This is a genomic window from Planosporangium spinosum (assembly GCF_049999945.1).
Taxonomy (GTDB): Bacteria; Actinomycetota; Actinomycetes; order Mycobacteriales; family Micromonosporaceae; genus Planosporangium; species Planosporangium spinosum.
Genome location: NZ_JBLYUB010000009.1, coordinates 23,691 through 44,061, shown reverse-complemented (window position 1 = coordinate 44,061; position 20,371 = coordinate 23,691). Strand labels below are relative to the sequence as shown.

16 protein-coding genes are annotated in these 20,371 nt (G+C 73.7%); 8 read left to right on the top strand and 8 right to left on the bottom strand.

The window, feature by feature from the left end; all coding sequences use genetic code 11:
* The first annotated feature begins 100 nt into the window (after window positions 1–100).
* Together ACNTMW_RS14450 and ACNTMW_RS14445 are read left to right on the top strand one after the other, a co-directional pair.
* Window positions 101–1,294 carry a glucose-1-phosphate adenylyltransferase family protein gene (locus ACNTMW_RS14450; RefSeq protein WP_426634040.1) on the top strand — a complete coding sequence of 398 codons (1,194 nt, stop codon included), beginning with the start codon at window positions 101–103 and terminating at the stop codon, window positions 1,292–1,294.
* 158 nt (window positions 1,295–1,452) lie between these two features.
* Window positions 1,453–2,382 carry a hypothetical protein gene (locus ACNTMW_RS14445; RefSeq protein WP_426634039.1) on the top strand — a complete coding sequence of 310 codons (930 nt, stop codon included), beginning with the start codon at window positions 1,453–1,455 and terminating at the stop codon, window positions 2,380–2,382.
* A gap of 6 nt (window positions 2,383–2,388) precedes the next feature.
* Here ACNTMW_RS14445 and ACNTMW_RS14440 read toward each other — a convergent pair whose 3' ends face one another.
* Both ACNTMW_RS14440 and ACNTMW_RS14435 read right to left on the bottom strand, forming a co-directional pair.
* Entirely contained in the window at window positions 2,389–3,261 is an 873-nt protein-coding gene (locus ACNTMW_RS14440; protein WP_483428539.1) for an NAD(P)-dependent oxidoreductase, read from the bottom strand.
* 200 nt (window positions 3,262–3,461) lie between these two features.
* Window positions 3,462–4,178, bottom strand: coding sequence for a COG4315 family predicted lipoprotein (locus ACNTMW_RS14435; protein WP_426634037.1), 717 nt, complete (start codon window positions 4,176–4,178; stop codon window positions 3,462–3,464).
* A 329-nt stretch (window positions 4,179–4,507) separates the two neighbouring features.
* Here ACNTMW_RS14435 and ACNTMW_RS14430 point away from each other — a divergent pair, with 329 nt between their 5' ends.
* Entirely contained in the window at window positions 4,508–6,004 is a 1,497-nt protein-coding gene (locus ACNTMW_RS14430) for an amidase (protein ID WP_426634036.1), read from the top strand.
* A gap of 55 nt (window positions 6,005–6,059) precedes the next feature.
* On the opposite strand, the gene ACNTMW_RS14425 is transcribed toward ACNTMW_RS14430, so the two are convergent.
* The 3 genes from ACNTMW_RS14425 to ACNTMW_RS14415 form a co-directional block, all read right to left on the bottom strand.
* The gene (locus ACNTMW_RS14425) at window positions 6,060–7,532 is read right to left on the bottom strand and encodes an amino acid permease (protein ID WP_426634035.1); all 1,473 of its coding nucleotides are present in this window, start codon (window positions 7,530–7,532) and stop codon (window positions 6,060–6,062) included.
* Between the two features lie 76 nt (window positions 7,533–7,608).
* Window positions 7,609–8,616 carry a lactonase family protein gene (locus ACNTMW_RS14420; protein ID WP_426634034.1) on the bottom strand — a complete coding sequence of 336 codons (1,008 nt, stop codon included), beginning with the start codon at window positions 8,614–8,616 and terminating at the stop codon, window positions 7,609–7,611.
* A 54-nt stretch (window positions 8,617–8,670) separates the two neighbouring features.
* A complete protein-coding gene (locus ACNTMW_RS14415; protein ID WP_426634033.1) occupies window positions 8,671–10,434 on the bottom strand; it encodes a thiamine pyrophosphate-requiring protein in 1,764 nt (587 codons plus the stop codon).
* Between the two features lie 107 nt (window positions 10,435–10,541).
* Here ACNTMW_RS14415 and ACNTMW_RS14410 point away from each other — a divergent pair, with 107 nt between their 5' ends.
* Window positions 10,542–12,122, top strand: a complete 1,581-nt coding sequence (locus ACNTMW_RS14410) for a Na+/H+ antiporter (RefSeq protein WP_426634032.1) — start codon at window positions 10,542–10,544, stop codon at window positions 12,120–12,122.
* The gene (locus ACNTMW_RS14405; RefSeq protein WP_426634031.1) at window positions 12,119–12,382 is read left to right on the top strand and encodes a UBP-type zinc finger domain-containing protein; all 264 of its coding nucleotides are present in this window, start codon (window positions 12,119–12,121) and stop codon (window positions 12,380–12,382) included. The genes ACNTMW_RS14410 and ACNTMW_RS14405 overlap by 4 nt, the downstream gene beginning before the upstream one ends.
* Before the next feature lie 26 nt (window positions 12,383–12,408).
* Here the strand turns inward: ACNTMW_RS14405 and ACNTMW_RS14400 are convergent, their stop codons facing one another.
* From ACNTMW_RS14400 to ACNTMW_RS14390, 3 genes are all read right to left on the bottom strand, one after another.
* The gene (locus ACNTMW_RS14400) at window positions 12,409–13,593 is read right to left on the bottom strand and encodes a GAF domain-containing sensor histidine kinase (protein ID WP_426634030.1); all 1,185 of its coding nucleotides are present in this window, start codon (window positions 13,591–13,593) and stop codon (window positions 12,409–12,411) included.
* 139 nt (window positions 13,594–13,732) lie between these two features.
* On the bottom strand, window positions 13,733–14,671 hold the full coding sequence (gene ligD, locus ACNTMW_RS14395; protein ID WP_426634194.1) for a non-homologous end-joining DNA ligase: 939 nt from the start codon (window positions 14,669–14,671) through the stop codon (window positions 13,733–13,735).
* A 179-nt stretch (window positions 14,672–14,850) separates the two neighbouring features.
* Window positions 14,851–16,260, bottom strand: a complete 1,410-nt coding sequence (locus tag ACNTMW_RS14390) for an alpha,alpha-trehalose-phosphate synthase (UDP-forming) (protein WP_426634029.1) — start codon at window positions 16,258–16,260, stop codon at window positions 14,851–14,853.
* Window positions 16,261–16,815: 555 nt separating this feature from the next.
* On the opposite strand from ACNTMW_RS14390, the gene ACNTMW_RS14385 reads away from it, so the two are divergent.
* The 3 genes from ACNTMW_RS14385 to ACNTMW_RS14375 all read left to right on the top strand — a co-directional run bounded on the left by ACNTMW_RS14385 (window position 16,816) and on the right by ACNTMW_RS14375 (window position 20,328).
* Window positions 16,816–17,739, top strand: a complete 924-nt coding sequence (locus tag ACNTMW_RS14385; RefSeq protein ID WP_426634028.1) for an MHYT domain-containing protein — start codon at window positions 16,816–16,818, stop codon at window positions 17,737–17,739.
* Window positions 17,740–18,004: 265 nt separating this feature from the next.
* Window positions 18,005–18,211 carry a hypothetical protein gene (locus ACNTMW_RS14380; RefSeq protein WP_426634027.1) on the top strand — a complete coding sequence of 69 codons (207 nt, stop codon included), beginning with the start codon at window positions 18,005–18,007 and terminating at the stop codon, window positions 18,209–18,211.
* Window positions 18,208–20,328, top strand: a complete 2,121-nt coding sequence (locus ACNTMW_RS14375; protein ID WP_426634026.1) for a putative bifunctional diguanylate cyclase/phosphodiesterase — start codon at window positions 18,208–18,210, stop codon at window positions 20,326–20,328. Before ACNTMW_RS14380 ends, ACNTMW_RS14375 begins: the two co-directional genes overlap by 4 nt.
* Window positions 20,329–20,371: the final 43 nt, after the last annotated feature.

Sequence of the window (20,371 nt, the reverse complement as noted above, 5' to 3'; positions counted from 1 at the left end):
TGTGTGCTCAACTATCGACGATGAACCTGTGGATTGGCTGATCGGCACCTGTGAGATCGGCGGCCCGGTAGCGGGCCGCCGGGACGGGTAAGTCCGGTACATGACACGCCCCCGTACCCTGATGATCGTCCTCGCCGGCGGCGCCGGTGGCCGGCTGGAACTGCTGACCGAGCACCGCGCCAAGCCGGCGGTACCGTTCGGCGGCTCGTACCGGCTCATCGACGTGCCGCTGTCGAACGCCCGCCACTCCGGCATCGAGGACGTGTGGGTGATCGAGCAGTTCCACGCGTCGTCGATCGCCGACCACCTGGCCAACGGGCGGCCGTGGGACCTCGACCGCACCCAGGGCGGGCTGCTGATCCTGCACCCGGAGCCGGCGGGCGAGGCCGGCGGCTGGCACCGCGGTACGGCGGACGCGCTGGGGCGGCAGGCGCCCCTGATCCGCCAGTTCGCGCCGGAGCACCTGGTCGTGGTGAGCGCCGACGCGGTGTACCGGCTCGACTACGACGAGGTGGTGCGCGCGCACGCCGCGAGCGGCGCCGACGTCACCATGGTGACCACCCGCCGGCCGATCGGGGAGGCCGGCCGGTACGGGGTGGTACGCACCGACGGTGGCCGGATCACCGAGTACGTCTACAAGCCCGACGAGCCGGCCACCGACCTGGTCGCCACCGAGGTGTTCGTCTTCGACCCGGTACGCACCCTGGACCTGCTCGATCGGATAGCGGCCAAGGCCGGTGACGACGGCCCCGGTGACCTGGGGGACGCCCTGCTGCCGGCGCTGGTGCGCGAGGCGACCGCACGGGAGTACCGGCTCGAGCGGTACTGGCGCGACGTCGGTACGGTCCCGGCGTACCTGTCCGCCCACCTGGAGCTGGTGGCCGCGGAGCCGCCGATCCGGCTCGACGACCCGGCATGGCCGATGCTGACCGCGGACACCCGCCACGGCGCGGCCCGGGTGGAGCGTGGCGCCGAGGTGGTCGACGCGCTGCTGGCGCCGGGTGCGCGGGTCGCCGGCCGGGTGGAGCGCTGCGTGCTGTCGCCCGGTGCCGTCGTCGAGCCCGGCGCGCGGGTCGCCGACTCGGTGCTGTTGCCCGGCGCGCTGGTCGAGCGTGGTGCGCGGGTGACCGGCGCCGTGGTGGACTCGGGCGCGCGGATCGGCGCGGAAGCCCGGGTGGACGGATCGGCCCGCGACGCCGAGGTCGTGCTGGTCGGAGCGGGGGCGGTGGTCGCGTCCGGGTCCGCGGTCGCCGCCGGAGCACGGGTACGGGCCGACGAGCCGTCCGGGGCGTGAGACCGCGCGCGTCGGCGGGGCCGATAGGTAGCTAAACTGTTCGATACCGCGTCGTCGGCGTCCCGGACGGCGCGGCGTCGTAGTCTGTCGAGCAGCGTCACCGTCTGTCGGGCGTCACCGTCTGCCGAGCCGGTCACCGGACGTGGGGAGCCGTTGTCGTGAACGCGCCAGCGACCCTTGCCGCGCCGGCGGGCTTCGTGCCCGCCATCGCCGTCGCCCTGTGGCTGGGCCTGCTCGCCGTGGCCGGTCTCGTCCTGCTGGTGACCGGCTGGCTCGCGTGGCGGCAGCGGCGCGCCGCCGACCCCGTACCGGCGCCGCCGCCGGTGACACCGCTGCGCACCCGCCGGCCCCGCGCGGGAGACCTCGCCCGGCTGCTCGCGGAGGTCGACGCGCTGTGCATGCAGGCCGTCAGCGCCGGGATCGCCGCCGCCGACGCGCAGGCGGCGGTCGCGGTCGCCCGGGCCCGCTGCCGGACGGCCGAGTGGGTCCGGGAGCGGGCCTGGTACGAGTACGACACCGCCCAGCAGGCGTACGTCACCGCGCTGCGTACCGCCGTGGGCGGCGAGGTGTGGCCGGCGGCGAGCGCGAGCGGCGCCTGGCCGGTACTGACCGCCGAGGCCGCCGAGGCGCCCGGCCCCGCCGCCGAGGCGCCCGGCCCCGCCGGGGACGGGGAGCCGGCCGGGCCGCCGGTCCCGGCCGAACCGGACCCGCGTGACGAGGTCGCCCGCGCCGCCCTCGGCGCCTACCGGCGCGGCGGTATCTCCGTCGACGAGCTGCGCGCGGTGCTGCGGCACGCGAGCGGCTGGAACCAGGTGCACGCCCGGCACGAGCGCGAGGTGCTGCTGCGGCGCGCCGCCGAGCGCGCCGCGCACCGCCGGTACCACGCGGCGGCGGTGGCCGAGCGCAGCGCGTACCAGGCGGTCGACGTCGCCACGGTGGCGGCCCGGGCCTGGGCCGACGAGGCGGAGACCGCGGCCGAGGAGGCCCGACTGGCGCGCGCCTACGTCAACGACTGCCTGCGCCGGGCGACGGGCCGGCGGTGGCTGCCCCGCCCACGCCGGTCGCGGGCCGTCGACGCCGCCGCCTGAACCCGCTCAGGCGGTACCGGTGGGTCGGGCCTCGCGCGCGGCCAGGTACATCGCCGCCATGTCGTCGTCGCGGTGGGACCGGTCGGCCACCGCGGCGAGGTACCGGCGGGCCGCCTCGACGGCGGCCAGGTCGACCCCCGCCGCCTCCCCGGCGGCGCGGATGAGGATGGCGTCCTTGAGCGCGCCGCTGACCGGGAACGACGGCGGGAACTCGCGGCGCATCATCGACGCACCCTTGACGTGGGCGTACGTGAGATCGAGCGGCCCGCCGGCGATCACCTCGAGGAACGCCGTGCCGTCGAGCCCGAGCGCGTCGGCCAGGGCGAACGCGTCGGCCACCCCGGCGGTCGCGGTGAGCACCCACGTGTTGGCCACCAGCTTCATCCGGCTTCCGCTGCCCGCCGGGCCGAGCCAGAGCGCCTTCGCCGCGATCGGCCGCAGCAACCGCTCGACCCGGTCGCGGGCGCCGTCGGGACCGGACGCCAGGACGGTCAACTTGCCCTGCTCGGCCGGCTCCTTCGTACCGACGACCGGCGCGTCGACGTAGACCAGCTCGTGCGCGGCGGCGACGTCGGCCAGCCGCTGGGAGCCCTCGATGCCGACCGTGGACATCTGCAGCCACAGCGTCCCGGGGCGCAGCCGGTCGGCGGCGGCCTCCATGGTCTCCGCCACGGCGTCGGCGTCGTACAGCATCGTGACCACGACGTCGGCGCCGTCGACGGCCGTCGCGGGGTCGTCGACCACCCGCGCACCGGACCGGGCCAGCGGCTCGGCCTTCGCGCGGGTGCGGTTCCAGGCGCGTACCGCCTCGCCCGCGGCGAGCCAGTTGCGGGCCATCGCCGAACCCATGATGCCCGTGCCGAGTACCGCCATCGTCATGGTGCGTCCCTTTCTGCCGTGTCTGGCGCCGGGGTACCCGGACATCACCCGCTCCACACCTGGGGCGGGCCCGGCACCGTACGCCCCGACCGGCGGACGCACGCGACCGTCGGTACAGACGGCCGCGGCGCCGCCGCCAGTCTTCTGGCGACGACGCCGCGGGGTCAGCGGTGGTGCGTCGGTGGTGCGTCGGTGGTGCGTCAGTAGCCGCCGCCACCGGAGTTGGCGTCGCCGGTGGCGGCGCCGGTGTCGCCCTCGGCCGGCGGCTCGGCCGCCTTCGGCGGCGCGGTCGGCAGGCAGGTCAGGTTCTTCTTGCCGTTCGGGCTCACCACGAACCAGGTGTCGCCGACCGCCTGGCCGGTCCACTGGCCGGGCTTCTTGTCGCCGATGTAGCGGTACAGCGGCCAGCCCGCGAGCGTGACCTGGGTGCCGCCCTCGGGGCGCTTGATCGTGCCGACCAGGGCCTGGTCGAGACCTTCGAGCTGGGGAAGGTTGCCGTCGCCGGCCATCACCGGCGGCCACACCTTGGCACACTTGTCCTTGCAGTTGGTGGCCGGCGGGTTCGGCGTGTCCTTGTCGAAGCGGTACAGCACCCAGCCCTCCTGGTCGACGACGACCTGGCCCATCCGGGGCAGGGACTTCGCCGTCAGCTTGGTGGTGTTGGAGCCGACCTGGACGGCCGCCGGGGTGTTCGCCTCGGGCGCCGCGGCGCCGCCGGCACCACCGTTGGCGGCGTTGGGGTCCTCGGCGCCGGCGTTGGCGGGCGCCTGGGTGTTGGTGGGAGCGGCCAACGGGGCAGCGGTGTTGCGGGCGACGTCGTTGTGCGGCGTTCCGGCCGCCCGGACGCCCCACCCCGCCAGTGCGAGCGCGGTCAGCACCCCGCAGACGAGGTATGCAGCGCGGCTGGCTCGGATCACGTCTCCTCCTTGGTACTCGCCTGGGTGTCAGGGGTCCGGTGGGCAGTGGTACGTGCCCCGACCGACCTGGTGCTCTCTTGTCCGGTGAAGTCCGGCCCGGCGGGTGCCGGGCCGGATCTTCCCCACCGGTCGGGCAGGGCTCGGGCGCCTCGCCCCCGCCGACCAGATCCATCCACGCTCAGGAGTACGCGGGAGTGCCCCGGGTGGTTCACGGCTTCCCGGAACTAATTTTGAAACCGCCTGTGACCTCGGGAGGGTCGGTACTTGCCGGCCAAGTTACCCGTGGGTACGTTGCTGGTCTGCGTAACCAAGACCCGCGGGAGGTCGGTTTGAGCACGCTCGCCTTCACCGGAATGTCGGCCCGGGAACTCGCCGGCGCGATCCGGCAGGGACGCGCCAGCGCGGTCGAGGTGGTGGAGGCGCACATCGCCGCCCTGGGCAGGGCCAATCCGCGGATCAACGCGCTCGTCGTCGACCGGTTCGACGCCGCCCGGGCCGAGGCCCGCGCCGCCGACGCCCGGGTCTGTGCCGCCCGGGCCGCGGGACCGGCGGAGGTCGCGGCCCTGCCACCGCTGCTCGGCGTGCCGTGCACGGTGAAGGAGTCGGTGGCGGTCGCCGGCATGCCCAACAGCGCCGGGGTCGTCGCCCGGGGCGGGGTCCCGGCCGGCACCTCCGCGCCGGTCGTGCAGCGCCTGGTCGACGCCGGGGCCATCGTGCTCGGCGTGACCAACACGTCGGAGATGTGCCTGTGGGTGGAGACCGAGAACCGGCTCTACGGACGTACCCGCAACCCCTACGACCCGACCCGTACCGCCGGTGGCTCGTCCGGGGGAGAGGGCGCCGCGGTCGGCAGCGGGGCCTCGCCGTTCGGCCTCGGCTCCGACATCGGCGGCTCCATCCGGATCCCGGCGTTCTGCTGCGGGATCTTCGGCCACAAGCCGTCGCACGGGCTGTCGCCGGCCACCGGATCCTGGCCGCCCTGCGACGACGGCAACCGCCCGCTGTTCGTGCACGGGCCGCTCGCCCGCCGGGCCGAGGACCTGATGCCGCTGCTGCGGATCATCGCCGGGCCCGACGGTCTCGACCCCACGGTCGGTGAGGTCCACCTGGGCGACCCGGCCGACGTCTCCCTGCGGGACCTGCCGGTCCTGCTCATCGACGAGGGCTGGCCGCTGATCGCCAGCGACGACATGCTGTGGGCGCGCGAGCGGGCCGCCGGGGCCCTCGCCGCCGCCGGGGCGCGGGTGCGGCGGCGGCGGATGCCCGCGCTGCGCCGCGCGGTCGACTCGTACGTGACGACCCTCGCGCGCAGCTCCGGCATCGGCGCCCGGGACGTCCTGTTCGCGGCGGGCGCGGGCGAGGTCAGCCTCGGTACGCTGCTGCGCCGGGGCGGCCCGCACACCGTCGCCACCCGGTTGCTGCTGGTCGCCGAGCGCGCGCAGGCGCGGGTACCGCGCCGCCTGGCGGAGCAGTTGATCAGGGCCGGCGAGCGGATCTCCGCCGAGCTCAGGGACGCGATCGGTGACGGGGTGCTGCTGGAGCCGTCGCTGGCGACCACGGCGCCCCGCCACGGGCGTACCGTGGGGCGGCCATGGTGGCTGGCCCACGTGGTGCCGTTCAACCTGGCCGGGCTTCCGGTCACGCAGACGCCGCTGGGCCTGGACAGCGCCGGTCTGCCGCTCGGCGTCCAGGTGGTGGCCGGGCACGGCCGCGACCACGTGTCGATCGCGGTCGCCCTGGAGCTCGAACGGGTGTTCGGCGGCTGGACCCCGCCGCCGATCACCGCCGGGGCGCGCGACGGTCAGCTCAGCTCCGTCCCGAGCTGACGCCGACGCCCCCTGCCGCACACGGTCCGCGCGGCAGGGGGGCGTCGGCGTCAGGTCAGGCCTTCAGCGGCTGTTTCGCGGGGGCCGTACCGGCGCGGCGCAGCCGGCTGTGGCGCCGGCCGTAGAGGGAGTAGAGCACCAGCCCGACGGCCATCCACACCACGAACCGGACCCAGGTCTGCACCGGCAGGTTCAGCATCAGCCAGACGCTGGCGAGCACGCTCACCGCCGGCAGCCACGGCACGCCCGGCGCGCGGAACGCCCGGGGCAGGTCGGGCCGGGTCCGGCGCAGCACCACCACGCCGATCGACACCACGACGAACGCGAACAGCGTGCCGATGCTGGTCAGCTCGGACAGCTCGGACAGCGGGATGAAGCCGGCGAGGGCGGCGACCACGGCGCACGTGATGATCGTGATGAGCCACGGGGTACCGAAGCGGGGGTGCACCTTCCCGACCGCCGACGGCAGCAGGCCGTCGCGCGACATCGCGAAGAACACCCGGCTCTGCCCGAGCATCAGCACCAGGATCACGGTGGTGATGCCGCAGATCGCGCCCAGCGAGATCAGGTGCGCCGCCCAGCCCTGGCCCACCTCGTCGAACGCCCGGGCCAGCGGCGCGCCGGTGTTGAGGTTGGTGTACTTCGTCATGCCGGTGACCACGACCGAGACCGCGACGTACAGCAGCGCACAGACCACCAGCGACCCGATGATGCCGCGCGGCATGTCCCGCTGCGGGTTGCGGGTCTCCTCGGCCGTCGTGGCGACCACGTCGAAGCCGATGTAGGCGAAGAACACGATCGCGGCGGCGGCCAGGATGCCGAACCAGCCGAAGTGCTGGGGGGTCACCCCGGCGATGACCTGCAGCAGGGGCGCGTTGGCGCCGTCGGAGGCCGCGGCGGGCTGCGCCGGCGGGATGAACGGGTGATAGTTGGCGCCCTTGACGAAGAAGACGCCCAGTCCGATGACGAACAGCACGACGGCCAGCTTGACCGCGACGAGGATGTTCGTGACGCGGCTGGACAGCTTCATACCGACGATCATGACGATGCCCAGCGCGGCGACGACGAAGATCGCTCCCCAGTCCGGTACCGCCTTGTCCCCGGCGAGCCAGGGCGGCAGGTCGAACAGCCGCTGCAGGTACGCCGACCAGCCGCGGGACACCACCGCGGCGCCCAGCGCCAGCTCCAGGCACAGGTCCCAGCCGATGACCCAGGCGATGAACTCGCCGAGCGTGGCGTACGCGAACGTGTACGCCGAGCCGGCCACCGGCACCGTCGAGGCGAACTCGGCGTAACACATGGCGGCCAGCGCGCAGACGATCCCGGCGAGGACGAACGAGACCACGATCGCCGGGCCGGCGTTGATCGCCGCCTGCTGCCCGGTCAACACGAAGATGCCGGTACCGACGATCACGCCGATGCCGAACGCGACCAGGTCCAGCGCGGACAGGTCACGCCGCAGCCGGTGCTCCGGCTCGTCGGTCTCCCTGATCGACTGCTCCACCGGCTTGGTACGGAATATGGACACGACCCACCTGCCCCGCTGCTCGATTGACAGCGTTCATGCCCGCGCGACCGGGGGGCCGAAACGTCTTCCGTACCGGCTACCGGTCGACCAGGACGCAGGCGGGGCTGGGGACCTCGATGCGGTCGCCGGTCAGGCGGGGGATCCCGGTGTCCGGGTCGACCCGCAGCACGGTGACGGCGTGCGAGCGCTCGTTCGCCACGTACATCAGGTCGCCGTCGACGACCAGGTGGCGCGGCCAGTGCCCGCCGCAGGGCGTCTCATCGACCCCGGCCAGCCCGTCGCCGTCGACGGCGAACGTGGTGACAGTGTCGGCGCCGCGGTTGCCGACGTAGAGGTACCGCCCGTCCGGCGAGAGCGCGATCTCCGACGGCAGGGTCGCGCCCGTCGGCTCGGTCAGGGTCGCCGGCCGGCGGTGCACCAGCCGCAGGCCCCCGGTCGCGGGGTCCGGGTCGTACACCGACACCGTGCCGGCGAGCTCGTCGGCGACGTACCGGCGCCCGGCCCGGCCGGTGACCAGGTGCCGGGGGCCGACCCCGGCGCCGGCGCGGGTCGTCCAGGTGGGTTCCAGCGTGCCGTCCGGGGTGAGGCGGTACCCGTGCAAGGTGTCGGTACCCAGGTCGACGGCGATCGCCCCGGCGCCGTCGGCGACCACCTGGTGCGCGTGCGGGCCCTCCTGGCGCTGCGGGTCCGCCCCCGCACCGTGGTGGGTTACCAGGTCGGTGCGGGCGCCGAGGGTACCGTCGGCGCCGACGGCGAACACGGCGACGCTGCCGCTGCCGTAGTTGGCGCACAGCAGGTGCCGGCCGTCCGCGGTGACCGACAGGTGGCACGGCGCCGCGCCGCCGCTGGGCTGCCGGGCGACCACCGCCAGCGCGCCGTCGGCCCCCCGGGCCAGCGTCGTCACCCCGCCGGAGTCGAGTTCGTTCACCGCGAACAGCACCGCCGCGGACGGGTGGGCGACCAGCCAGGACGGGGCCGGCAGCGCGACCTCACGAGCGGCCGGGCGCAGCCGCGCATCCCAGACCGAGACGCCGGTACCCGCACCGCCGGCGTCGGGCGTGTACGACCCCACATAGATGACCATGCGCCCACCCTCTCACGGCGCACCCCGGCCGGCGGGTCGCGGACCCGGCGCCGCTCACGGCGTACGGTCGAACTCGATCTCCGAGTGGGCGGCCAGCAGCCGTCGGGCCTGGCTGCCGAACTCGCCCTCCGCGCGCAGCGAGTCGTCGATGCGTCGGGCCTGCGCCGGCGCCAGGTGCGGCGGTACGAGCGGCACCGCGGGTTCGATCACGGCGTCCACGAGCACCGGCGCGCCGGCCGTGAACGCCCGGTCCAGGGCCGGGTCGACCTCGTCGGGCCGCTCGACCCGGACCGCGTCCAGGCCGAGCAGTCGCGCGTGCCCGGCGTAGTCGACGTCGGGCAGCGCCTGAGAGGCGGCGAACCGCGGGTCGCCGTCGAGCTCGCGCTGCTCCCAGCTCACCTCGCCCAGGTCGTTGTTGTGCAGGACCAGGATGACGAAGCGCGGGTCGGTGAAGCGGTCCCGGTACCGGGCGACGCTGATCAGCTCCGCCATGCCGAGCATCTGCATGGCACCGTCGCCGGCCACCACCAGCACCGGTCGGTCGGGGTGGGCGAGCTTGGCGGCCAGCCCGTACGGCACCCCGCAGCCCATCGCCGCGAACGTCCCCGACAGGTGGGCCACCATGCCTGGCCGCAGGTAGAGCTGACGGGCGTACCAGTACACCGAGGAACCGACGTCGACGCCGATGAGCACCCGCTCGGGCAGGCGCGCGTTCAGTTCCGCGAAGACCAGGTGCGGGTTGAGCCACCGGGCCGGCTCGGCACCGAGCCGGGCCACCAGCCGGCGCCACTCCAGGACCGACTCCTCGATCCGGGTACGCCAGGACCGGTCGGTGCGCTCGCGCAGCAGCGGCAGCAGGGCGCGCAGCGTGAGCGCGGCGTCGCCGAGCAGGTTGACCTGCGTGGGGTACCGGTAGCCGAGGCGCCGGCCGTCGATGTCGACCTGAACCGCGCGGGCCTGGCCGACCGCCGGCAGGTACTCCGACCACGGCTCGTCGGTGCCGACCATCAGCAGCGTGTCGCAGTCGCGCATGAGCTCGTAGCTGGCGGTCGTGCCGAGGTGCCCGGTCGGCCCGGTGACGAACGGCAGCCGGTTGTCCAGCGCCGGCTTGCCCAGCAGGGCGTACCCGACGCCGGCCGCGAGCCGGTCGGCGACGCCGACGATCTCGGCGGCCGCCCCCAGTGCGCCCTGGCCGACGAGGATGGCGACCCGCTGCCCGGCGTTGAGCACCTGGGCCGCGGCCCGCAGATCGACCTCGTCGGGCACTATCCGGGCCGGGCCGTACCCGGCCGGCCGTCCGTCCGGCGCCCCGGCGGGCAGTTGCCGGTACTGCATGTCGTGCGGGATCACCAGGACCGCCGGGCCGCGGGTGGCGACCGCGTGCCGGGCCGCCCGGTCGACCAGCGTCCGGGCGTCGGCGGCGCTGCGCAGCTCCGCGCAGAACCCGCCGGCCACGTCCTGGTAGAGCAGCCGCGGGTCCGGGCCGTGCTGGTAGGCCGCGACCGACCCGGCCTGTTCGCCCAGGACGGCGAGGACCGGAGTGTGGTCGTGGCGGGCGTCGTAGAGGCCGCCGAGCAGGTGTACCGCGCCCGGGCCGCGGGTGGAGGCGCAGGCGCTCAGCTCACCGGTGTACTTGGCGTGCGCGGTCGCCATGAACGCCGCCGACTCCTCGTGGCGGGCCTGGACGAACTCCGGCGTACCGGCCCGGGTGAGCGCCCCGAGCAGCCCTTCGAGGCCGTCGCCGGAGTACCCGAAGACCGTGCGTACCCCCCACGCCCGCAGCCGCGCCACGACGGCGTCGGCGACGAGAGTCCCCATCCCGGGTGCGTTCCCGCCGCGGCGGTGGTTATTCCGCGCGTCACGGCCGGTTGCCGGTCCGATCACTCCCGGCCCGGCGAGATCGATCGGGGACGTAGGCTCAACGGGTGACGCTGCTGGTGGTCGTGGTCGGGTTGGTGACGACCGTCGTGGCGGTCTCCGTGGTGGCGCGCCGACTCGGCGCGCTGTCGCCGATCCTGCTCGTCATCGTCGGACTGGCGCTGTCGTTCGTGGCCGCCGTCCCGCAGGTGCGCCTGGAGCCCGACGTCGTGCTGTTCGGTGTACTGCCGCCCCTGCTGTACGTGGCCGCGGTGGAAACGTCGGTACCCGCCTTCCGGCACAACCTGCGCCCGATCCTGCTGCTCGCGGTCGGGCTGGTGCTGTTCACCACCGTCTGCGTCGGGTACACCGTGCACCTGCTGCTGCCCGCCGTGCCGCTGGCCGCGACGATGGCCCTGGGCGCGATCGTCGCCCCGCCGGACGCGGTCGCCGCCACCGCGGTGGCCCGGCGCATCGGGCTGCCCCGCCGCATCGTCGCGATCCTCGAAGGCGAAAGCCTCGTCAACGACGCGACCGCGCTGGTGCTGTTCCGCGTGGCGGTGGCCGCCGCCACCGGCCACATCCTGACCCCGCTCGGCGTGGCCGGCGACGCCCTGCTCGCCGCCGGGGGCGGCGTGCTGATCGGCGGGCTCGGCGCCGTCGTGCTGGCCTGGATCCACCGCCGGGTCACCCAGCCGCTGATCGACAACGCCGTGTCGTTGCTCGTGCCGTGGGTGGTCTACGTGCCCGCCGAGCAGGTGCACGCCTCCGGCGTGGTGGCGGTCGTGGTGACCGGCCTGTACCTGGGGCACCGGTACCCGACGCTGATGTCGGCGGCCTCGCGACTGCAGATGGACGCCTTCTGGCGCATGGTCAAGTTCCTGCTGGAGGGCATCGTCTTCCTGCTGGTCGGCCTGCAGTTGCGGTTCATCGTGCACGACCTGAACACCCCGCTGGGCGTGGTGGCCAGGGCCACGATCGTGGTGCTCGTGGTCGTGGTGGTGTCCCGCTTCGTCTGGACATACCCGGTGACCTACCTGGCCCGGCTGATCCCCCGGATCCGCCGGCACGACCCGGCGCCGCCGCTGCGGTACCCGACGGTCACCGCCTGGGCGGGGATGCGCGGTGTGGTCACCCTCGCCGCGGCGCTCGCACTGCCGCCCACCCTGGCCGACGGCCGGCCCTACCCCCGGGACCTGTTCGTCTGGCTGGCATTCTCGGTGATCGTGGGAACGCTGGTCCTCCAGGGCATGACCCTGCCGGTCATGGCGAGGTGGCTGCGGATACCCGCCGACGACCCGAAGGTGGACGCGCTCGCCGAGGCGTCGGTGCAGCAGGCGGCGGCCCGGGCGGCGCGCGCCCGGCTGGAGGAGTTGGCCAACCGCGACGGGCCGGTACCCGACTCGGTGCTCGAACGGCTGCGGACGCTGCTGTCCGACCGGACCAACCTGGCCTGGGAGCGGCTGGGCGGGCGGCGGCAGGAGACGCCGTCGGAGGCGTACAGCCGGCTGCGCCGCGCGATGCTCGACGCCGAGCGGGAGGTGTTCCGGCGGGCCCGGGACGAGGGCAAGATCCCGGAGGAGGTGCTGCGCCGGGCACAGCGCGACATGGACCTGGAGGAATCGTTGCTGCAACGGGAGGACCAATGAGCTGCCCGCACCTCGACGGTGTCGGCTCGACCGAGCCGACACCGGTCACGCTCGCCGGCTGCGCCGGCTGCCTCGACGAGGGCCGCCACGACTGGGTACACCTGCGACTGTGCCTGGCGTGCGGGTACGTGGGCTGCTGTGACTCCTCGCCGCGCCGGCACGCCACCGAGCACTTCGCACGGACCGGGCACCCGGTGATCCGCTCCTTCGAGGAGGGGGAGTGGTGGCGCTGGTGCTTCGTCGACGAGGAGATCGGCTGAGCCGGGCGCGGGCCGGGACGGTCCGGTCAGCCGGCACCGGGGCCGGGCTCGCCCGCGCCGGGGAACGTGACGTGCAGCGTGGTGCCCTCGCCGGGACGGTCGTACATCGTCACCGTCGCCCGGTGTGCGTCGAAGACGGTCTTGGCCGCGCAGAGCCCGCGGCGGGGCGGGTCGCCGGGCGGCCGCTGTACCGCCTGCTGCAGGAAGTGGTCGAACAGACCGGGCCGCTCGCGTCCGACGTCCCGGTCCCGTACCCGTACCGTCGGGATGGTGTCCGGTCCGCTGAAGACCTCCAGCCGGCCCCCGGCCGGGGCGTACTTGACGGCGCTGAACAGCAGATGGGTGAGCGCCTGTTCGAGGCGGGCCGGGTCGGCGTGGATCGGGGTCGGCGTGACGGACGTGCACAGCACCGGGACGCTGCGGGTGTCGGCGATCGGCCGGACCGCCTCGGCGGCGCGCTGGACCAGTTGGCTCAGGTCCACCAGGCGCCGGCATAGCGCCGGTGCCGACGCCGGGTCCACCAGAGCCAGCAGGTCGTCGACGAGCCGGCGCAACGGGCCGGCGTGTGCGGCGACGGCGTCCCGGACGTCCGGCTCGTCCGGGGCGGCGAGCCAGGCGCGCAGCGAACCGAGCGGTTCGCGCAGTCGCCCGGCCAGCCCGGCGAGATCCTCCAGGCGCCGCTCCAGTTCGCGCAGCCGCACCGTCCCGCCGGCCAGCAACACGGTGAAGCGGCGCAGTTCGAGCTGCGCGATGACCTGGCGCGACAGCGCCCGCAACGCCTTGAGCTGGGAGCGTCCGAGCTGCCGTGGCGACCGGTCGACCACGCAGAGGGTGCCCAGGGCGTACCCCTCGGTGGTGAGCAGGGGCGCGCCGGCGTAGAACCGGACACCCGGGTCCCGGACCACGTAGGGGTTGTCGGCGAAGCGGGGGTCGGCGGTCGCGTCCGGCACGACGATCGGGTCGGTGCCCAGGATCGTGTGCGCGCAGAACGACACCTCCCGGGGGACCTCGACCTCGTCGACGCCGATGCGTGCCTTGGACCACTGCCGGTCCGCGTCGATCAGGTTGATCAGCGACATCGGGACCGCGCAGATGTGCGCCGCGAGCGCGACGACCTCGTCGTAGTCCGGTTCGGGCGGAGTGTCGAGGATCGTGAACTCGTGCAGGGCCCGCAGCCGCTCCGCCTCGTGCGGCGGCTTCGGGGGTCGCATCGCAGTCCTCCCGCCGTTCGGGCGCTCTTTGATCCTAGTGCGGTGCGCAGGAGCGACGTACGGTACGCGGCGGGCGCCGCCGTCCCTGCGGTCTCGCCCCGTCCCCGCGGTCTCGCTCCGTCCCCGCGGTCTCGCTCCGTCACCGCGGATCCGGCCGCCCCACCTCGCGCGGGTCGCGATCGGTGCGCAGACCGCGCCAGGAGGGGTGGCGCAGCCGACCGTCGGGCGTCACGGCGCGGTAGGCCACCTCACCGACCAGGACCGGCTGCACCCAGCGGGCGCCGCGGGCGTACTCGCGGGGTGGTGGGGGGTCCAGCGGCGGAGTGGCGCGGGCCAGCGGGGCGAGCCGGTCGCGCAGGAGGTCGAGCGCGGCTTCGGTCAGCCCGGTGCCGACGTGTCCGAGGTAGGTCAGCCGGCCGTCGGCGTCGTGACCGCCCATGAGCAGCGAGCCGACCGTGCCCGTACGCCGGCCCGCACCGGGCTTCCAGCCGACCACGACCACCTCGGTGGTCACGGTGAGCGGCGTCTTGACCCAGTGCGGTGACCGTATGCCCGGGCGGTACGGCGAGTCCAGCCGCTTGGCCACGACCCCTTCCAGGCCGGTCTCGCGAGCGGCGGTCAGCACGTCACCGCCGTGACCGGTGAAGTGCGGCGGCGCGTGGACCACCGGGCCGCGCAGCCCGAGGCCGTCGAGCAGCTCCCGGCGCCGCCGGTAGGGCAGGTCGGCGGTGCCCCGGCCGTCGAGGGCGAGCACGTCGAACACGTAGAGCTGGACCGGCACACCGGCCAGCAGCCGGGTGGCGGGGGCGGGGACGTGCATCCGCTGCTGGAGCACCGCGAAGCTCGGCACGCCGGTACCGCCGATGGCGACGATCTCCCCGTCGAGTACCGCGTGCCGCCCGCCGAGCAGGTCGGGGAGTGTCGCGAGCTCCGGGTAGCCGGCGGTGACGTCCCGGCCGCCGCGGCTGAACGTCCGGACCGCCGCGCCCCGGACCTCGACGATCGCCCGTACGCCGTCCCACTTGAACTCGAACGCCCAGTCCGGTCCGGTCGGTACCGGACCGGGGACGGCCAACATCGGTCGCACCCACCGATCATGAAGAACGAATCGCAGCTATAGCGGCAAAACGGGCAAAATCACCACTCAAGATCTGCGCAATGTCGCGAACATTGCGGTATCAGGTGCCCGGTAAGCAGCAAAGTTCGCGACATTGCGCAGATCTTCAGCCGTTCTTGTGGCGCCCGGCGGGACGGGTACTAGCGGGTCGGGCAGGCGCTGCCGACCTCGCCCAGATCGGCCAGGAAATCCCGGGCCCACCGGGTCACGTCGTGGCTGCCCACGTGCGCGCGCATCCGGCGCATCCGGTCGCGGCGCTCCTCGGCCGGCGTGTTCAGGGCCGCCACGAACGCCTCCTTGAGCCCGTCCACGTCGTGCGGGTTGACCAGAAACGCCTCCGGCAGTTCCGCGGCGGCGCCGGTGAACTCGCTGAGCACCAGCGCGCCCGTGTCATCGGTACGCGCGGTGACGTACTCCTTGGCGACGAGGTTCATGCCGTCGCGCAACGGGGTCACCACCATCACGTCCGCCGCGAGGTAGAGCGCGAGCAGCTCCTCGCGGTCGTACGAGCGGAAGAGGTAGTGCACCGGTGCCAGGCCGACCTCGCCGAACTCGCCGTTGATCCGGCCGACCTCGCGCTCGACCCGCTCCCGTAGCTGGCGGTACTGGGCGACGCGCAGCCGGCTCGGCGTGGCCACCTGCACGAGCGCCACCTCCCGATTGGACAGGCGACCCTCGGCGAGCAGCTCCCGGTACGCCTTGAGCCGGTGCTCGATGCCCTTGGTGTAGTCGAGCCGATCCACGCCGAGCAGCAGCCGGCGGTGCCCGCCCAGCTCCGTGCTGAGCTGTTGGGCCCGGTCGCGGATGTGTGGGTCGGCCGCGAGCCGTTCCATCTCGGCGACGTCGATCGAGATCGGGAACGCGCGGGCGGTGACCGTGCGCCCGTCGACGACCACGTGGTCGCCCTCGGGTTCGAGCCCCAGCAGGGTTCGGGTGAGCCGTAGGAAGTTCTCCGCGCCGCCGGGGCGCTGGAAGCCGACGAGGTCGGCACCGAGCAGTCCTTCCAGGATGCTGGTCCGCCACGGCAGCTGCATGAACAGCTCCACCGGCGGGAACGGGATGTGCAGGAAGAAGCCGATGCGCAGGTCAGGGCGGAGTTGCCGGAGCATCGCCGGGACGAGCTGGAGCTGGTAGTCGTGCACCCAGACGGTGGCGCCGGGGGCGGCGGCCGCCGCGGCGGCCTCGGCGAAACGGCGGTTGACCCGCCGGTACGCCTCACGCCAGTGCCGGTGGAACGACGGCGTCTCCACCGCGTCGTGGTAGAGCGGCCAGATGGTGGCGTTGGACTCGCCCTCGTAGTAGTAGTCCAGCTCCTGGGCCGACAGTGGGATGGGGTGCAGCCACATGCCGTCGAAGTCGAAGGGCTCGGGTGCCTCGCCGGTGCCGCCGGACCAGCCGATCCAGGCACCGTTGTGGGCGCGCACGATCGGGTGCAGGGCGCTGACCAGGCCGCCGGGACTACGGGTCCACTCGCGCTTGCCGTCCTCGTCTACCATCTCGTCGACCGGTAGGCGGTTGGCGACGACGACGAACCGGTACTGCTCGCTCACAGGTACCTCTCCGTTTTCCCCGGTCTATTTCCTCGGCAGATGTCCATCAAACGTGATCTGGATCGCCGGTCCGCGTCGACCGTAGGTGCGGCAGCGGGTCGCTGATCGGGGAATGTGGCGACGGCGCCCCGCGAGGTGTCGGTGTCGAACACGATACGGCCACCGTTCGCTCACGGACAGTGGGCATGAGAATTTCTCACATTTGCGCAAGTCTCCCGGCTGGAGAATGCCGTTGCTCCCGGCGGGGGCACCCGGTGGAGAGGTGTCCTGTGAGGTGCCGGGTGGACTGTCCGCGGAGAGTCCCGATGGAGATTTCTGGCTATGGCGCGTCCGGCCGGCCGCCGTGCCCGTCTCGACGGTGGAATGTCGACCGACGGCGTCATCCTACCCGGATCGTCGGTATTCCATCCCCGGCGTCACCGGTCGACAACCGTCGCTGCGACTCGCACACCGTGTGCGACGGCCCGGCGGTCGAAAGTGGCTGAATCCCCCCGGTAGTCGTCGAACGTGAGGTGTCCGTGCCATCACGGCCACTGGCGGTGAAAGGGAATTTTCGTGTCGGAAGTGCATCACTTCGCGTACGGGTGGACAAGTCCCACGTTGGCGTACGTCATGTCGTTCCTGGGGTCTCTGCTCGGTCTCATACTCGCAGCCCGGGCCCGCGAGGTGGAGGGCGCGGCGCGGGCCCGCTGGCTCGCACTGGCGGCCGTCGCGATCGGTGGCACCGGGATCTGGCTCATGCACTTCATGGCGATGATCGGATTCGACGTGCCGGACACGGTTGTGCGTTACGACGTGCCGACCACGGTGGTGAGCGTGGTCATCGCCGTCGTCATCGTCGGGATCGGGCTGTTCATCGTCGGCATGGGCAGCCCCAGGTCGTCGAAGCTGCTCATCGGCGGCCCGATCACCGGGATCGGGGTCGCGGCGATGCACTACACCGGAATGGCCGCGATGCGCCTGGGCGGTGTCATGTCGTTCGATCCTGTCCGGGTCACGGCATCGGTGGTGATCGCGATCGTCGCGGCCACCGCCGCGCTGTGGTTCGCCCTGTACATCCGCCGCGGCGGTGCCGCTACCGTGACGGCCGCGCTCCTGATGGGCCTGGCGGTCTCCAGCATGCACTACACGGGCATGTCGGCCATCCGGGTCACCCTGACCTCCCAGCCCACCGCGATCACGGGCGTCAGCGCGCTCGCACTGCTGCTGCCGATCAGCATCCTGGCCTGTGTCGTCGTCACCGCACTCGCCTACGTCACGGTGGGGCTGTCGATGCGCAAGGATGGCCAGCGGGCGGACAGGGTCGCCGACCGCGAGCGGGCGGACAGGGTCGCCGACCGTGGGCGGGCGGGCCGGGCCGCCGCCGGCGACGTCACCGATCGTGCCCCCGTCCGGATTCCCGTACAGGCCACCGGCTCGTACGCGGGCGACCAGCGGACCGTCGTGCTGCCGAGGCTGCCGAACGGGCGGCACCGTTGACGTGCGGGACCGGTACGCCGTACCCGCCGCTCGGCTCCGCGGGCGCGGCGGCGCCCGATCGCGAACACTCCACAGCCATATTTAGGTATTTCGTGGCGATGATGCAGCCGTGTCCATGACACCGTCGACGTCCGGGCTGCGGTGACGCTTCCGCGTCACCGCATCGTCGCTGGCAGTGCTCTTCGTGGCGCGGGAGTGCCGCGGCTGACGGATTCGACGGAACGACGGGTACCGCCGGGTGCGGGGGAGCCCCTAGGCTGCTCGCGTGACGAGCGGTTGGGCTGTGGAGCGCCAGGCTGTGCTGCCGGACGGCGCCGGCCTCGCTCGACCGCGCGCGGCCCGGAGGTGCGAGCGCCGTCCCGGCGGTTCGCGCGACGACGCCGACGGCGAGGTGACGGGTGAGGTCGCCCGGCCGATGCCGGACGCGCCGCGCGAGGAAGCGGGTGCGCTGACGGCGGGGCGGAGGTCATGACCCACGTGACCGTCGCCGGTACGGACCGCGTCGACCTCGACGGCCTCGCCCGTCGCTGGGCCCAGGCCGTCGTCGACACCGGCTGCGCCCACCCGGGCATGGCCCGGCTCCGCGCGCTCCTGCGCGACCTGGTGCGCCGGTTGGCCGACGCGCTCGACGCCGAACCGTTCGACGCCACGCCCGGCCGGCGGGCCGGAGCCGACCTGGTCGCGGCCGACATCACCGGAGGCGAGGCGCTCGGCCGCACCGTCGAGGTGCTCGGCGCCGGGCTCGGACGGCCGGGCGACGGCCGGGTGCTGCGGCTGCTCGGCGCGCTGGCCGAGGGGTTCACCCAGGCGCTGCGGGAACGCACACGCGACGCGCAGGAGGAGATCCGGGCTGCCGCCGCCGTGGCCCGGGTCGACACCGAAGCGGCGCTGCGGGCCACCGAGGCGAGATTCCGGGCGGTGTTCGCCGGGGCGCCCTTCGGTATCGGCATCGCCGACCTCGGTGGCCGCCTGGTCGATGCCAACGGCACCCTCGCGGAAATGACCGGCTACACCCGCGAGGAGCTGTGCGGGCGCCGGATCGCCGACTTCGTGCACCCCGCCGGGGCGGCGGCCGTCGCCGAGCTGTTCGCCGAGCTCGGCCGCGCCGAGCGGGACCGGGTCCGCACCGACCAGCAGGTGTGCCGCCGGGACGGGCAGGTGTTCTGGGCGCAGTTGGCCGGCTCCCTCATCCGCGGCGAGCACGGCGAGCCCCGGTTCCAGTCGGTCATGGTCGAAGACGTCACCGAGCGGCACCAGCAGCAGCTGCGCCTGCGCCACCAGGCGCTGCACGACCCGCTCACCGGCCTGCCCAACCGCACCCTGCTGTTCGACCGGCTCTATGAGCTGTTCGAGTCGGCCGGCACCGGTGACCGGGTCGCGGTCTGCTACATCGATCTCGACGGGTTCAAGGCGGTCAACGACAGTTTCGGCCACGACGTCGGCGACGAGCTGCTCATCGCCGTGGCCCACCGGCTGCACGAGCGCGTCTCCCGGGCCGGGCACCTGGTCGCCCGGATGGGCGGCGACGAGTTCGTCATCCTCATCCACGATCACCGGTCCACCGGTGAGGTCGTCGCGCTCGCCGAGGCGGTGCTCGACGCGCTGGCCCAGCCGGTCGGGGCGGGTGGGCACCGGCTGGCGGTGACGGCGAGCATCGGCATCGTCGACCGCGACTGCGCCGCAACCACGCCGGCGGAGCTGATGCGCGCCGCCGACATCACCCTGTACTGGGCGAAGGCCGACGGCAAGGGGCGGTGGGCGCTGTTCGACGCCGACCGCACCGACCGGGAGGTGGCCCGCTACGAGCTGTCGGCCTCGATGCCCGGCGCCCTCGACCGCGGCGAGTTCGTGCTGGACTACCAGCCGCTGGTGCTCTGTGGCGGCGACACCATCATCGGCGCCGAGGCCCTGGTTCGCTGGCGGCACCCCCGGCTCGGCCGGCTCGCCCCGGACCGGTTCGTGGCCCTCGCGGAGGAGACCGGGATGATCGTCCCGCTCGGCCTGTGGGTGCTCGAGGAGGCGTGCCGGCAGGGCCGCCAATGGCGCGACCTCGCCGGGGACGCGGCACCGCTGATCAGCGTCAACCTCGCCGTGCGGCAGGCTCAGGAGCCGAGCCTCGTCGACGACGTCGCCGCTATCCTCGACCGTACCGGCCTCGAACCGGCGTACCTTCAGCTGGAACTGACCGAGAGTGCGCTCATCGGCCCCGGACACGAGCCCCTCGCCGCGCTCACCAAGCTCGCCGCGATGGGCGTGCGGATCGCGATCGACGACTTCGGCACCGGCTACTCCAACCTCACCTACCTGCGTACCCTGCCGGTACAGGCGATCAAGCTGGCCGGCTCGTTCGTGGACGGGCTGCGCACCCAGGGCCGCCGTCCGGGCCACGCGGACCGGGCCGGCGAGCGGATGGTCGCGACGCTGGTGCAGCTCGCGCACGCGCTCGACCTGACCGTCACCGCCGAGGGCGTGGAGACGCGGATGCAGGCAGACCGGCTGCGGGCGGTGGGCTGCGACTCCGGGCAGGGATTCTTCTACGCCCACCCCGGCCCGCCGGAACGGATCACCGAGATGATCCTGGCCTGGTAACCGGCCATCGCCGATATCTCCGGATGAACCGGGCGAACCGGCT